At 69.2% G+C, this 14556-nt stretch carries 7 protein-coding genes; 2 read left to right on the top strand and 5 right to left on the bottom strand.

All coding sequences use genetic code 11. The annotated features are described in order from the left end of the window. Window positions 1-2 precede the first annotated feature (2 nt). Window positions 3-1217, top strand: a complete 1215-nt coding sequence (locus tag WMF33_RS24455; RefSeq protein WP_437339374.1) for a cytochrome P450 — start codon at window positions 3-5, stop codon at window positions 1215-1217. A gap of 56 nt (window positions 1218-1273) precedes the next feature. Here the strand turns inward: WMF33_RS24455 and WMF33_RS24450 are convergent, their stop codons facing one another. The 5 genes from WMF33_RS24450 to WMF33_RS24430 all read right to left on the bottom strand — a co-directional run bounded on the left by WMF33_RS24450 (window position 1274) and on the right by WMF33_RS24430 (window position 10045). Next, complete coding sequence (locus WMF33_RS24450) at window positions 1274-4009, bottom strand: bifunctional acetate--CoA ligase family protein/GNAT family N-acetyltransferase (RefSeq protein WP_437339373.1); 2736 nt, start codon at window positions 4007-4009, stop codon at window positions 1274-1276. A 194-nt stretch (window positions 4010-4203) separates the two neighbouring features. Then, window positions 4204-5217: a fibrinogen-like YCDxxxxGGGW domain-containing protein gene (locus WMF33_RS24445; RefSeq protein ID WP_437339372.1), complete on the bottom strand. Its 1014-nt coding sequence runs from the start codon at window positions 5215-5217 to the stop codon at window positions 4204-4206. A gap of 293 nt (window positions 5218-5510) precedes the next feature. Next, the gene (locus WMF33_RS24440; RefSeq protein ID WP_437339371.1) at window positions 5511-7109 is read right to left on the bottom strand and encodes a hypothetical protein; all 1599 of its coding nucleotides are present in this window, start codon (window positions 7107-7109) and stop codon (window positions 5511-5513) included. A 174-nt stretch (window positions 7110-7283) separates the two neighbouring features. Then, window positions 7284-8921, bottom strand: coding sequence for a hypothetical protein (locus tag WMF33_RS24435; protein ID WP_437339370.1), 1638 nt, complete (start codon window positions 8919-8921; stop codon window positions 7284-7286). Window positions 8922-9217: 296 nt separating this feature from the next. After that, on the bottom strand, window positions 9218-10045 hold the full coding sequence (locus WMF33_RS24430) for a TetR/AcrR family transcriptional regulator (protein ID WP_437339369.1): 828 nt from the start codon (window positions 10043-10045) through the stop codon (window positions 9218-9220). Between the two features lie 1141 nt (window positions 10046-11186). Here WMF33_RS24430 and WMF33_RS24425 point away from each other — a divergent pair. Next, the gene (locus tag WMF33_RS24425) at window positions 11187-14534 is read left to right on the top strand and encodes a glycosyl hydrolase 115 family protein (protein ID WP_437339368.1); all 3348 of its coding nucleotides are present in this window, start codon (window positions 11187-11189) and stop codon (window positions 14532-14534) included. Window positions 14535-14556 lie beyond the last annotated feature (22 nt).

Here is a 14556-nt window from a genome sequence, read left to right as displayed (position 1 = left end):
ATATGAGCACAACCGACGTGACCACCCAGCCGACCCAGCCCACGCTGGACGCCTTTCTGACCTGGCTGCGCAACGCGCGGGAGTCCACCCCGGTTCTTCACGACGAGAAGCAGCGCATCTGGCACCTCTTCCGTCACGCGGACATCCTCCGCGTGCTGTCCGATCCGGCGACGTTCTCGTCGGACATGTCCAAGTTCATCCCGCCGCAGGCCGACTTCGACCTGTTCTCCAAGGGCAACTTCGTCCGGATGGACCCGCCGAAGCACCGGAAGCTCCGCGATCTCGTCAGCCAGGCGTTCACGCCGCGCGTGGTGGCGGGGCTCGCCCCGCGGATCGCGGCCGTCACCGGCGAGCTGCTCGCCGACGTCGGGGACGCCGAGCGCTTCGACCTGGTCGGGAGCCTGGCCCATCCGCTGCCGGTGATCGTCATCGCCGAGCTGCTCGGCATCCCGACCGCGGACCGCGCGGCCTTCCAGACCTGGGCCGACACGATGCTGTCGAGGGAGACCCAGGGCCCGGGCCAGTTGCCGGATCAGGCCATGTTGGACCGCCTCGGGCCGGTGCTCGGCGAGATGAACCGCTACCTCCTTTCGCACATCAAGCAGCGCCGCGAGCGCACCACCGACGATCTCATCGGCCAGCTGGTGCGCGCGGAGGTCGACGGGCACCGCCTGGAGGACGAGGAGATCGTCGGCTTCGTCGGCCTGCTGCTGATCGCCGGGCACATCACGACGACAGCGCTCCTCGGGAACGCGATCCTCTGCCTCGACGAGCACCCCGCCGCGGCGGCGGAGCTCCGGGCCGACCCGGCGCGGATCCCGGCGGCCATCGAGGAGGTGCTCCGCTACCGCCCGCCGTTCCCGCGGCTCGCCCGGCGGACCACGAAAGAGGTCGAAATCGGCGGGGAGACGGTCCCCGCCGACCAGCTGATCATGCTGTGGATCGCCTCGGCCAACCGGGACGGCGCCCACTTCCAGGACCCCGACACCTTCGAACTCCACCGCAAGCCCAACCAGCACCTGAGCTTCGGGCACAGCATCCACTTCTGCCTCGGCGCCCCGCTGGCCAGGCTCGAGGCGAAGATCGCGCTGGAGATCCTGCTCGACCGGTACCGGACGATCGCGGTGGCCCGCGACGCTCGCTGCGAGTTCCACAACCCGTGGAGCATGATCAGCGTCCGTCGACTTCCCGTGGACGTCCAGCGGAGCTTGCGCTGAAGGGGTAGGCAGCGCTCGTCGGCCGAAGCGCCTCCCGCCGGGCCAGCGCGCCCGCCCTACAGGAGGAGCTCTGCCCTCGAGGTCGAGTCCTCGAGATCGCGGGTGATCCGGAAACCGAGCTTCTGGGCGACGCGCTGCATCTCGATGTTCTCGGCGAGGATATCGGCGCTGATGCGGGAGAGCCCCTCGTCCCGGGCGATCTGCACGAGGAGGCCGAGGAGCCGCGACCCGAGCCCCTTTCGCTGGTGCTCGTCGCTGATCAGCAGGGCGAACTCCGAGTCGTTGGTGCCGGGCAGCTTGCTCAGCCGGCCCACCCCGATGATCTCGCGATCGGCGCCGTCCGCGGGCGGCTTCTCGACGACGAGCGCCATCTCGCGGTCGTAGTCCACGAAGCAGACGCGCGTCAGCCGCTCGTGCGCGGTGCGCAGGTCGAGCTGCATCGGGTAGAAGTACCGGAGCCGCACCGTGCGCTCGGAGAGCGTCTGGTGGAACTTGACCAGCAGCGGCTCGTCCTCGGGGCGGATCGGGCGGATCGTGAACGCCTGTCCGTCTCGGCCCTTCAGCGCCGTCACGTACTGCGTCGGATACGCGCGGATCGCCGACCGGGGGAGCGCCGACTCGGGGGTGTCCGCCGGGTGCAGGACGACGCGGGCGTCGAGGGCGATCATCCGCTCGGCGCTCACGGCCAGCGGGTTGATGTCGATCTCGCGGATCCACGGCTGCTCGATCACCAGCTGCGAGAACCGCACGAGCAGGTGCTCGAGCGCCGCGAGGTCCACCGGCGCGCGGCCGCGCACGCCCTTGAGGGCGCGGTAGATCTTCGTCTGCTCCATCATGCGCCGGGCCAGGGTCGCGTTGAGCGGCGGCAGGCCGAGCGCGCGGTCCTTGAACACCTCGACGAGCTGCCCGCCGGCCCCGAACAGGAGCACCGGGCCGAACTGCGGATCGATCGAGCTGCCGAGGATGATCTCGTAGGCGTCCTTCAGGGCGATCATCGGCTGGACCGTCACGCCCTGGAAGTGCTCCGCGCCGGCCTTTTGCGAGACGCTCTCGTGGATCTCCGCGAACGCCCGGCGGACGGCGTCGTCGTCGCGCAGGTTGAGCTTCACGCCGCCCACGTCGGTCTTGTGCGTGATCGTCGCGCTGTACAGCTTGAGGACGGCCGGATACCCCATCTCCCTGGCGATGGCCGAGGCCTCCTCGACGCGCTGAGCGACGGCGGTCTGCACCGTCGGGATGCCGTACGCCGCCATGAGCTGCTTCGACTCGAACTCATCCATGAGCGTCCGGCCCGACGCGCGGGCGCCGGCGACGAGCGCCGCGGCCTTCTCGCGGTCGACGTTCTGCGCGCGCTCATCCATGCTCGGCGTCTCGTACAGGCCGCGCAGGTTGTACGTGTAGCGGTACATGGAACAGAACGCGCGCGCGGCGGTGTCGGGGTACTCGAAGGTCGGGATCCCGGCGCGGTTCAGGATCGACTTGCCCGCCTCCACCTCGGCGCCGCCCATCCAGCTGGCCAGGACCGGCTTGCCCTCGACGTGCGCGTGCTTGCGCACCGCCTCGGCGGTCTCGGTCGATTCGGTCATGTCCTGCGGCGTGAGGATGACGAGCACGCCGTCGTTGTTCGGGTCCTTGGCGCAGATCTCGAGGGCCTTCTGGTAGCGGTCGGCGCCGGCGTCGCCGAGCACGTCGACCGGGTTGTTGCGGCTCCAGGCGGCGGGGAGGAAGCGGTTCAGCTCGCCCAGGATCTCCGGCGAGATCGGCGCCAGCTCGCCGCCGTGGGCGACGAGCGCGTCGGCCGCGAGGACGCCCGGGCCGCCGGCGTTGGTGACGACGCACAGGCGGTTATTGCGCGGCCGCGGCTGCTTGGCCAGCGTCTCGGCCATCGAGAACAGGTCCGCGATGTCGTTCACGCGCAGCACGCCCACGCGCCGGAACGCCGCGTCGAGCACCTCGTCCGAGCCGGTGAGCGAGCCCGTGTGCGAGGCGGCCGCCTTCGCCGCCGCCTCGCTGCGGCCGGGCTTGATCACGATGATCGGCTTGTTCAGCGCCACCTCGCGGGCGGCCGACAGGAACGATCGCGCGTCGCCGATCGACTCCATGTAGATGAGGATGCTGTTCGTCTTGGGGTCGTTGCCGAGGTAGTCGATGAGGTCGCCCCAGCCGACGTCGAGCATCGAGCCGATGCTAACGAACGCGCTGAAGCCGACCTGTTCCTGGAGGCTCCAGTCGAGCACCGCGGTGCAGAGCGCGCCGGACTGGCTGATGAACGCCACCTTGCCCGGCCGCGCCTGCCCCTTCGCGAACGTGGCGTTGAGCCCGCCTATCGGGTTCATGACGCCGAGGCAGTTGGGGCCGATGATGCGCATCTTCCCGCGGGCGCGCTCCATGATCTGCCGCTCGAGCGCGACGCCGGGAGGGCCCATCTCCTTGAAGCCGGCGGAGATGACGATGGCGCCGGGGACGCCGGCGTCGACGCACTCGCCGAGCAGGCCCGGCACGCTCGCGGCCGGCGTCACGATGACCGCCAGGTCCACCTTGGCGGGGACGGCCGCGATGTTCGGGTAGGCCTTGACGCCGAGGACGCTGGGCCGCTTGGGGTTCACCGGGAAGACGGTCCCGCCGAACGGGTTGCTGATCAGGTTCCAGAGGAGGGTGCGGCCGACGGCGCCGCTGTTCTCGGTCGCGCCGATGACGGCGACGTTCCGCGGCTTGAAGATCGGGTCGAGGCTCTGAAACTCCTGGCGAAGCACGTCGTGGGCGCGGTCGGTCGTGGGCAGGGGATCAGGCATGACGCTCCTCGGGGGGCTCTGCTTTCGGTGGTCGTCGAGGGCGCTCCTCGGCGCGTCGCCCGGCGGCGACGGCGGCTGTCTTGCCACGCGGTCGGGCTCGGCGCATCGGCTGTCTCCCGGAGGATGCGAGATGCAGATCCTGTGCCCCGAGCAGGCTCTGCTCGGCCGGCGGGCTCAGCCATCGTTGTGGGTGTTCACCACCGGACCCATCGCGATATGCGCTTGACGCGTGTGTAGCCGCTCCCGTCGACGTGCAGCCCCAAGAGCCGCGCAGACGCTGAGTGGAGATGTGGACCCCAGCCACCGTCGTCCACCGGACTGTCCGCGTCAGAGCCGAGGTTGTACCTCCAACAGCTGCTGTAGTGCTGCGTCACGCGCGAATATTTCACGGAGCAGTTCTCGGCAAAGGTATCGCCGTCGAAGTCCGAGGACGACCAACCAGCGGCGAACTGAGCTGCGTAGATCTCGGAGTCGCCGGATACGAGCTCCGGAGCCTTGAAGTGCAGGGTGTCTGGCTCGATGCCGGCCGACCTCGCGTGGAAGAGCTGGGCGACCTTCCCCTGAATGTCTTCCACCTCGTCGCGGTACTCGGTCCCATGGTGGTATAACCACCCTTGATAGACGTTGGTGTCGAGGGATGGCTGCCCTTTGCTGCCGAATCGATGGAGGTACGGAATGTCCCAGAAGGCCATCGTGGTCCCCTGGTCCGAGCCGACGCTGTTGTAGAGGAGCGCCCAGCCGCCGCCTTCGGACTCCATGTCGCAGTACACCGCGGGCGCTTCGGCGGCGCCCGAGGCGCCAGGATCGTGAAGGTACACGCCGCTCGGCGAGCCGGCCGGAACGTCGGCGCAGCTCGGATAGATACACCCCTCGTTGATGATTCCGTCGCAGTTCTCGTCGGCTGGCGTATCGCACAGCTCGATCGCAGGTTGGATCTGACCCTCACACGGGCCATACTCCGTCCCCTCGTCATTGCAGGTCCTCGCCCCCGCCCTGCACAGGCCAGCACCCATCGTCGATGGCGGTCCGCCGTAGCAGAGCTCCTGCGCTCCAGGCTCGCAGATTTTGTCCAGGCCGCCCGTCGCCCCAGACGCGCCACCGGCGTCGCGATCGAACCCCCGCGTCTTCGAAGAACAGGCCGCGATCATCGTCAACATAGTGGTCGCCGCGCAGAACGTACGTGCTCTCGGTATGACGCGCAGAAGCATCCCGCACCCCCCTCGGTAACCACGTGATCTCGAGCTTCACGGCGCGGCGTCCTTGACGATCGCCCCCACGCCCGGAGAGCTCGAGAACCACTCAGGTCGGTACCCAATCTCGATGCCGCAGGAGAGGATGCGTTTCCCGAATTGTCTGGCGCTCGCGCAGCGCGGCGTCGCGATGAATTCGAGACGGAAGCAGGGATGTCGGGGGCGATGTGTCAGGCGGTGCCAGGGCCTTGCACGATGAGCAATGTAGTCCGGCGGCGCGCGTCGCCGCCAGCCGGCGCGCGGCGGCCGGCTCAGTCCCAGATGTACTGCATCACGTCGAACGAGTCCTTGTGCCAGACGAAGATGCCGTCACTGAGATAGTGCGGGTGATGCTCGCCGCCGCACATCACGTAGCCTTGCAGCGGATCGCAGTGCGGGGCGCCGAAGAGGTGTCCGGTCTCGTGCACGGAGATCAACTGGCTGACGCCCACGTTCAGAGCGGAGCTGAACTGCCCGCTCACCTGCACGCCGAGCCAGCCGCACGCGGCGCCGCCGCCGTACTCCGGCGTGAGGCCGATGAGGATGTCGAACCCGTGGTGGTCGGGATCGGTGTAGTTGCCATTGAGCTCGTCGATGTCCCAGTCGCGGGTCAGGCCGAGGGCGGTGCGCCCGTAAGCGCCGACGTGCTCGCAAAAGCCGCCGCTCGACGGGTTGTTCGGGAGCCCGCCGACGGCGTGGAAGATCTGCCGGATGCCCATCATCTGATCGAAGCCGTTCGGGTAAAGCACGTACGAGCCCGAGCTCGATCCCGGGCTCGACGGGGTGAAGAGCTCGGTGGGCCGCGTGAACGCGTTGAGCAGGTAGGCCTCGGCCGTGCCGGTGTAGCCGATCGCGTCAAAGTAGTCCTGGTCGTAGACCACCGCGTTGAAGAGCACGTCGCTCGCGCCGATCGTGAAGGCACCGCCGGTGAAGGAGGTGTCGATGGACGCCGTGCCGCCCGCCGGCTCGACGCTCACGCCGGAGAGGGTGTAGGCGCTGCGGCCGAGGGCGAAGCGCTTGCCCTGCGCCGTGTCGACGAGGATCGGCCCCGACGTGAGCGTGACCTGCTTCGTCTCCCCGGCGGCGAGCGAGGTGCTGACGCTGCCCGCCGCGACGTTCGTGAAGTCGTTGAACCGGGCGCTCGTGACGCGGGGCCGGAGCACGACCGTGCCCGCCGCGGTGCCGGGGTTCGTCACCGTGAGCGTGATCTTCAGCGGGTCCCCCTTCACGGGCGCGAGGCCGGCCGGGTTGGTCACGGCCACGGCCGTGACGTTGGGCTCGAACCCCGCGGTGGCGTTCACGACGTCGAGCCGGTCGAGCAGGTGCGGCCCGCTGTTAAGCGGCACGTTCACGGTGACGGAGAACGACAGATCGGACGCCCCGGAGGCCAGCGCCAGCTGGACCGCCGAGGGCACGTTGAACGAGAGCCGGTGGAACGTGCCCTGCGCGAGGTTCGTGAGCGGCTTGGTCCCGAGGCTCTGCGACACGCCCTTCGAGGGCGCCTGCACCGCGAGCGTGACCTCGCCCGCCCACCAGGGGTTCGGCTGCGCCGACGGCACGCGCACGTCGAGCGAGACCACGCTCTTGATCGGCTCGGTGATGTTGAGCGGCCCGCTCTGGACCACCGTATACGCGGCGTCCGCGACCGAGAGCGAGCTCGCGCCCTCGACCCGCGTGGTGCTCAGCGACAGCGTGCCCGCGCTGGCCGTCCAGCCGGTCAGCGTCTCGAACCCGAGCACGGCGGCCGCGGCGGCGCTGAGCCCCGAGGCGGACTCCCCGCAGTCCTCGCAAGAACCCGCGTCTCCCTCGAGAGCGCAGCCCGACGACATGATCCCCAGGCAGAATGCAGCTGACAAGTACGAATAACGCATTCGAATCCTCCTAAAAACGGTGCGGCCGGGCGCGATGGGCGCCTCTCTCGGCCCATTCGCAGCCTGTCCTATAATGTAACTTGATTGCGATTGGTCAAGATCGGTCGTTGCAAAGTGCGAGTCGTCCGCTTCGACGACGTGCGTTTGGATGAGCCATGGCCATCGGCGGGGCGCTCAGAGCCCGAGCGCGAGCTTCGCGGCGGCGTACGACCCGGCGTGGGGGATCTCCATGGCGTCGAGCACCGGCGCCATGTCGGCGCCGCCCGCGGCCTCCGTGAAGTAGACGAGGATGCTGTTGCCCGTCTGCGCCACGTTCTGCGTGCAGCTGTTGAAGCCGTACTGGTGCTGCGGATGGAAGATGCCGTGCATGAAGCTCTCGGTGAGCAGCCCGGCGTTCTTGACGTGCCAAAAATAGCAGTTGCCGATGTCGTGCGTCCTCGTGAGCTCGGTGCAGCCGGTGTCGAAATCGATCCCGGTCAGGCCGATGGGGCCGAAGTCCTCGACCGGCAAATACCCCGTCAGGTACGCGAGCGCGTCGGCGATGCCCTCGTTCAGGCACGAGTCGTCGCCGAGGAACGACGAGCGGATCTCGTTGTACAGCTCGTGCGCGTTCTCGTGGGCGAACCGCGGCATCGCCGCGTTCGGGATGCCGCCCTTGTACGCGATGAACGGCGGGTTGCCGTAGTTGATCGTGACCGTCCCGTTCCCGAACGACCAGTTTCCTTCCCCCTGGACCCCGCCCAGCTCGGAAGGCATGAAGAACGCGTTTAGCTTCTCCGAGGTGACGCCGGTCATCGCGCGCTCGATCGCGACCGCGTCCTGCCCCTGCGCGTGCAGATCGGCCGCGGCCGTCCCCGTGCCGTACGAGGGGTGGCGGTAGAACACGCTGTCCACGGTCGCCGAGGTCAGCTGCGTGCTCTCGAACGTCACCGGCGTCGTCCCGCTCCAGACCGGCGCCACGTCGTAATAGCTGAGCAGCACGTCGAGGTCCGAGCGCAGCACGAGGCTCGGCGCGTACGAGTAGGATATGGTGTTATAGCTCACGCTGGCCGAGCCGGAGACGTGGCGCAGCACCGCCCCCGCCGGCAGCGTCATCGGCAGGTACACGCCGCTGATCGGCTTGCCGTTCACGTTCGGCACGACCGTGGTTTGCCGGGTCGGCGTGCACAGCGGGTTGCTCTCCGGGCAGACGTGGACCACGACGGGAGCCGCCGCCGCGCAGGGGGCCGCGTCGCAGTACTCGAGCCACGGCGGCAGCGGCGCCGCGGCGACCGGCGGGGCGGCGTCGACGACGTCCAGCCGATCGAGCAGGTGCGGCCCGCTGCCGGACGGCACGTTGAGGGTGATGGTGAACGACCAGTCGGGCGCCCCGGCGGACAGCGCCTGCTGGACCGCCGAGGGCACGCTGAACGAGAGCCGATGGAAGGTGCCCTGCGCGAGGCCCGTCAGCGATCGCGTCCCGAGGCTCTGCGACACGCCCTTCGAGGGGGCCTGCACGGCGAGCGAGATCTCGCCGGCCCACCAGGGGTTCGGCTGCTGCGCCGGGACGCGGACGTCGAGCGAGACCGCGCCCTTGATCGGCTCGTCGATGGCGAGCGGCGCGCGCTGGATCACCGTGTACGTCGCGTTCGCGACCGAGAGCGCGCTCTCGCCCTCGCTCCGCGTGGCGCTCAGCGACAGCGCGCCCGCGCTGGCCGTCCAGCCGCTCAGCGCCTCGAACCCGAGCGCCGCCGCCGCGCCGGCGCTGAGCGCCGAGGCGGCCTCGCCGCAATCGTCACATGACGCGGCCTCTTCCGCCGAGCAAGCGGACAAGAGGACGCCCAACCAGACTACCGCTGGTGCGATCAGATACCGCATTCGATTTCTCCTCGAGCGAAGTCGCCGGCTGCCAGGTCGCTCCTCCGGCGCAGCTGGTGGATAGGAGTCGTCCTGGGGGCTGTCAAGCGCGCGTATACGCGGCGATCCATGCATTCATCCCGGAGATGATGCCTGTTAATTATTCTTAATTAGTGTTGCGCTCCGGTGATCGCTGACTGACCACCTTCTCCGGTCGTGCCGCTCGACCTCGACCTCGGCGCCCGGCAGGGGCCTTGGGGCCCCTCTCGCCCTCAGACCCGGCCTTCGCCCGGGCCGCCGCGCCGCTCCGCGATCAGGAGCGCGACGGCATCGAGGATGCGCTCCACGCCGAAGTGAAATGCGTGCTCCGGGCTTGACGCCCCTTGATAGGCCTGACCCGCGGATTGCCCGACGCGCGTCGCCACGGGGAACCGCTTCGCGTCGATGACCTTGTCGAGCAGCGGGGCGGTGGCGACCCACCACTCCACGTCCGTCATGCCGCTCTCCTGCCGCGTGCGCCGCGCGCTCGCCTGCGCTCGCGCCGCGCCCTCGACGTGCGTGAGCAGGAGGGTGAGCACCGAGTCCATCTCCACGTCGGTGAGGCCCAGGCCGTCGAGCGGCCGCAGCTCGGCCTCGTACTTGAGCGAGGCGTTCGGCCCGATCACGGGGCGCCCCCCCACGATCTCGAGCAGCCACGGGTGCCGCTGGTAGAGCTCCCAGTTGCGCGCGGCGATGTATCCGAGCGACGCGCGCCACCCGCCCGGCTGCCGCGACGGCGCGTCCACGTCGTCGTAGAGGTCGCCGTAGACCGTGTCGACCATGAGATCGGTCAGCTCGGCCTTGCCGGGAACATGCGTGTAGAGCGACATGGTCCCGACGTTCAGCCGGTCGGCGAGGTGCCTCATGGAGACGGCCTCCAGTCCGCGCGCGTCGGCGAGCTCGATGGCCGCCGTCACGATGGCGCGCACGGTGAGCCCCGACCGGCCGGGCTTGCCGTGTGCGCCCCAGAGCAGCGCGAGGCTCCGCGCCGGGTCGGCCGCGCGCCCTTCACCCTCGCGCTGCGCGCGCTGGCTGGCCGGCTTCGCGGGGCCCTTCCTCATCGAGACGCCCCCGCGCCCTCGAGCCCGACAGCGGCCCGCCGAGCCGCACCGTCTGTGGTGCACATCACGGAACGCCGCATCGGCGGGAGTATGGGCGGGAGCGGAGCGGCACGTCAACGCAAGACGTCGCCGCCAAGCCGGCCTCCGCGCGGCGCCCCCGCGCGCGGTGCGAGCGATGAGAGGCCTCATGGGCGCGCGGCCGCCCGCGCCCGGAGCGCCCGGAGCGCCCGAGCCGCGGCGTGTCACGCGCGGCTTCCCGTGCCCGGCCAGCGGGTGTAAGAGCGGAGCGTGCCTCACCTGATGTCTGTCCTGCTCCCGCTCGCCGCGGCTCGCCGCGCCTCCAGCGGCGAGCCCGGCGGAGGCTCCGGGCCGAGCGGCGCGGGCGCAGCCGGTGGCGGCTCCGGCGCGGGCGCCGCCGGCCAAGGGGAGGGGGGAGACAGAATGATTCGAGGATGTCAAGACCGAATCACCGCGCCAGCAGCGCGCGACCGGAGATCCCTTGTGCGAGCCGCTCGCGCTCCCGGAAGAGGGATGAGCCCTCGATGATGTCTCCGCGCCTCGAGGGGCCCGCCTCCGGCCGGTCGCGTCGGCCGCGCGCGACGGCCGGCATCTCGCGAGCTCGGGAGTGACGAGCACGTGAGAGAGGGCGAAGGCGGGGAGTTCCGGCCGCGCGCCGAGCAAGCGCGGATCTCGGCGAGCTGCCCGTTCGGCGAGGCCCTTTTGCGCGCCGCAGGCGGCGCCGGCGCGATGAGGGTTGTGTCGCTCACGTCCTACCACGGAAGCGCCGATGGTGAGATCAAAACGGACCTTGGCGGGAATATCAACAACGCCTAAATCTCATCAAATCCGTCGGGTTACTTACGGGCTCGAAGGCTGACACTGCTGGAAGAATTTTCGAGCCGTGGTCGACAGGCCCGCGGCTCCGTGGATTCAACACGAAGCGGACCACTGCAGGCGCACGTCTTCGAGGGACATCGGTCAATGCACAGGAGCGGCCTGCCCCGGCGCCGGATGACACGGCCGGCGCTCGGCGCGGGCGAGCCGACCAACACCGGTCAGCCGCATCAACGAGGAAAACACCGTCATGAGCTATGCACGCATTGCCATCAGGAAGGGTCGAATCGGACCCTCGCTACTCTGCTTGTTGCTCCCCCTGTCGCTCTCCGCGCTGACCGCCTGCGGGTCGGACGGCGAGAACGGCGAGCCCGGCGAGCAAGGTCCGCCGGGCGAGCAGGGGCCGCCGGGTGAGCAGGGGCCGCCGGGCGAGCAGGGGCCGCCGGGAGAGGACGGTAATCCGGGGGAGAACGGTGTGTCGGACGGGCCAGGGGCCGACCCGGGCAAGTACGTCTCGACCGAGGGTGGCGCGGGTCGCTTCGCCCTGGCCGTGAACGGCAAGGTCCCTCCGCTGGTCGTCAGCGACGACGATTACGCGGGCGTGCGCCGCGTCGTGGACGACCTCGCGGCGGACATCCAGCGCGTGACCGACGCCCCGGCGGAGGTCGAGAACGAGATCCCGGAGTCGGCGTCCGAGGTGGTCATCATCGGCACGCTGGGCAAGAGCCCCCTCATCGATCAGCTGGAGGAGAGCGGGAAGCTCGACGCCTCGGCGCTCACCGGGAAGTGGGAGACCTTCGTCACGCAGATCGTCGAGGACCCGGTGGAGGGCGTGGAGCGGGCGCTCGTGATCGCGGGCAGCGATCAGCGCGGCGCCATCTTCGGCGCGTACGACCTCTCCGCGCAGATCGGCGTGTCGCCCCTGTACTGGTGGGACGACGTCCCGCCCCAGAAGAAGGGCGCGCTGTACGTGCTGCCCGGGGTCCACACCCAGGGTGAGCCCGCCGTGAGGTACCGCGGCTTCTTCGTCAACGACGAGAACCCCGCGACGGGCAACTGGGCGGCGAAGATGTTCGGGCCGGGCAAGGCGCCGAACTACCCGGGCGGGCTCAACCACCTCTACTGGGAGAAGGTCTTCGAGGCCGCGCTCCGCATGAAGGCGAACTACATCTGGCCCGCCGTGTGGGGCCGGGCGTTCGCCGAGGACGACCCCGAGAACCACAAGACGGCGACGCGCTACGGCATCGTGATGGGGACCTCGCACGAGGCCCCGATGATGCAGGGCATCGAGGAGTGGAATCGCCACGTGGTCCCGGAGGTGAAGGACGCTCAAGGCAACGTCGTCACCCCGAAGACGGACCCGTACGGCGGCACCGGCGACTGGCGCTTCTCCGTCAACGCCGAGGCGCTGAAGAAGCACTGGACCAAGGGCATCCAGCGGATGCACGACGAGAACATCGAGGGCGTCGTCACGCTCGGCATGCGCGGCCCCGGCGACGTGAGCCTGCCCCCGGGGGACGGCATTCCCTTGATGCAGGACATCATCGCCGCCCAGCGGGAGATCCTCGACACGATCATGGATCAGGACGTGGAGACCATTCCCCAGGTCTGGACGCTCTACAAGGAGATCCAGGGGTACTGGGACGCCGGCATCCGCGTGCCGGACGACGTCACGGTGGTCTGGGCCGACGACAACTGGGCCAACATGAAGCGCCTGCCAGAGCCCGGCAAGCAGCGGGCCGGCGGATACGGCCTCTACTACCACTTCGACTACGTCGGCGGCGGCCGCAACTACAAGTGGGTCGACACGACGCTCCTGCCCAACGTCTGGGAGCAGCTCCACCTCGCTTACAACTATGGCGTGGATCGGCTCTGGGTGGTCAACGTCGGCGACTTCAAGAACGAGGAGCTCCCGCTCCAGTTCTTCCTGGACTACGCCTGGAACCCGGAGCGGTGGCCGGTCGAGCGCATCGGCGAGTGGTACGAGCGGTGGACCGAGCAGCAGTTCGGCCCGGACTACGCGGACATCATCGCCGACATCCTGCACGGCTACTCGCTGCTGCAGTCGGATCGCAAGCCGGAGCTGACGAACCGGAAGATCACGGTCGATTACGACCTCCTGTACTCCGAGCCCACCACGCAGCAGCCGGACCCCGACACCGCGGCCGTCACGTACGACGACAGCGCCAGCCCGTTCAGCCTCACCAACTACCAGGAGCTCGAGCAGGTCGCCGGCGAGTGGGAGTCGCTGGCCTCGCAGGCGGAGTTCGTGGCCAAGCTCCTGCCGCACGAGGCGCAGGACGCCTATTTCCAGCTCGTGCTCTACCAGGTGAAGGCGACCGCCAACCTGTACGCGCTGCGCCTGGCGGGCTTCAAGAACAAGCTCTACGCGGCGCAGGGCCGGGCCGCGACCAACGACATGGCCGCCATCGCGGAGGCGCGGCTCCAGGACGACCTGGCGCTCTCGTACTATTACAATCACGATCTCGCCGGCGGCAAGTGGGAGGGCTTCCAGACGCAGCCGCACATCGGCTACGGCGCGCCTGGCAACCCGTCCTGGCAGCAGCCCGAGTACCAGTACAACAACATCCAGGAGTTCATCTGGCCTGAGCTCGTGTCGATCGAGGTGCCCGCGGCGGCGGAGCTCGGCGTGGCGATCGACGGCTCGAGCGACTACTGGACGGCGGGCGGGGGCAGCGAAGAGGAGCCCGTGCTGCCGTCGTTCAGCCCGTACCAGACGGCGCCCGAGCAGTACATCGAGGTGTTCAACCGCGGCAGCGAGCCGCTCGAGTACACGATCGAGGCCGAGCTGCCCGTCGACTGCCCCGCCGGCTGGGCCAGCTGGGGCGGCGGCGCCCCGTGCCCGCCCTGGCTGACCGTCTACCCGAGCCACGGCGTCGTCGACAAGGAAGTGCGCGCCACGGTGCGGGTGGACTGGACCATGGCCCCCACGACGTACCCCGACCCCGCGGATCCGTCGAAGCAGCTGCCGCTCCAGTTCCCGCTCGAGATCCCGATCACGGTGAGCGGGTCCGACGGCAGCTCGGTGGTGGTCAAGGCGCGCGTCGAGGACCCGAGGAAGCTCGACTGGAAGCCCAACCGCTACATCGAGGCCAACGGCTATGTGTCGATGCAGGCGGAGCGCTACAGCCGCGCGATCGAGACGGACGAGATCTGGTGGAAGCATATCCCGGACATCGGCCGCACCGGAGACGGCATCACGCCGTTCCCGGTGACGGCGGCGGCCCAGCAGCCCGGCGGCAACTCGCCTCGGCTCGAGTACGACATGCACCTCAAGAGCAGCGGCGAGGTGAACGTCTACGTGTACGTGTCCCCCAGGAACAACTTCCAGAACTGGAAGGACGGGATGCAGTACGGCGTGTCGATCGACAACGGCGCGATCCAGCGGGTCAACATGACCCACGCCGTCGACCTCAACGGCAATGGCAACAAGATCTGGGAGCGGCACACCTCGGACAACGCCAACATCATGCGCACCAAGCACACGATCAGCGCGCCGGGGGATCACGTCCTGAAGTTCTGGATGGTCCACCCTGGCGTGATCCTCCAGAAGATCGTGGTGGACACGGGCGGCGTGAAGGACAGCTACCTGGGCCCGCCCGAGAGCTACTGGATGGGCAAGGGGACGGAATAGTCGCGCGTCGGCTGTAAGCGAC

Source organism: Sorangium sp. So ce394 (genome assembly GCF_051474665.1).
In the GTDB taxonomy this organism is placed as follows: Bacteria; Myxococcota_A; Polyangia; order Polyangiales; family Polyangiaceae; genus Sorangium; species Sorangium cellulosum_D.
Note: the sequence above shows the minus strand (reverse complement) of the source record. Positions and strands in the feature narration are given on the sequence as shown.

Bases quoted from the DNA above. Each gene is read 5' to 3' on its own strand.
- WMF33_RS24455 (WP_437339374.1), top strand. From the start codon at position 3: ATGAGCACAACCGACGTGACCACCCAGCCGACCCAGCCCACGCTGGAC.
- WMF33_RS24450 (WP_437339373.1), bottom strand. From the start codon at position 4,009: ATGCCTGATCCCCTGCCCACGACCGACCGCGCCCACGACGTGCTTCGC.
- WMF33_RS24445 (WP_437339372.1), bottom strand. From the start codon at position 5,217: ATGCTTCTGCGCGTCATACCGAGAGCACGTACGTTCTGCGCGGCGACC.
- WMF33_RS24440 (WP_437339371.1), bottom strand. From the start codon at position 7,109: ATGCGTTATTCGTACTTGTCAGCTGCATTCTGCCTGGGGATCATGTCG.
- WMF33_RS24430 (WP_437339369.1), bottom strand. From the start codon at position 10,045: ATGAGGAAGGGCCCCGCGAAGCCGGCCAGCCAGCGCGCGCAGCGCGAG.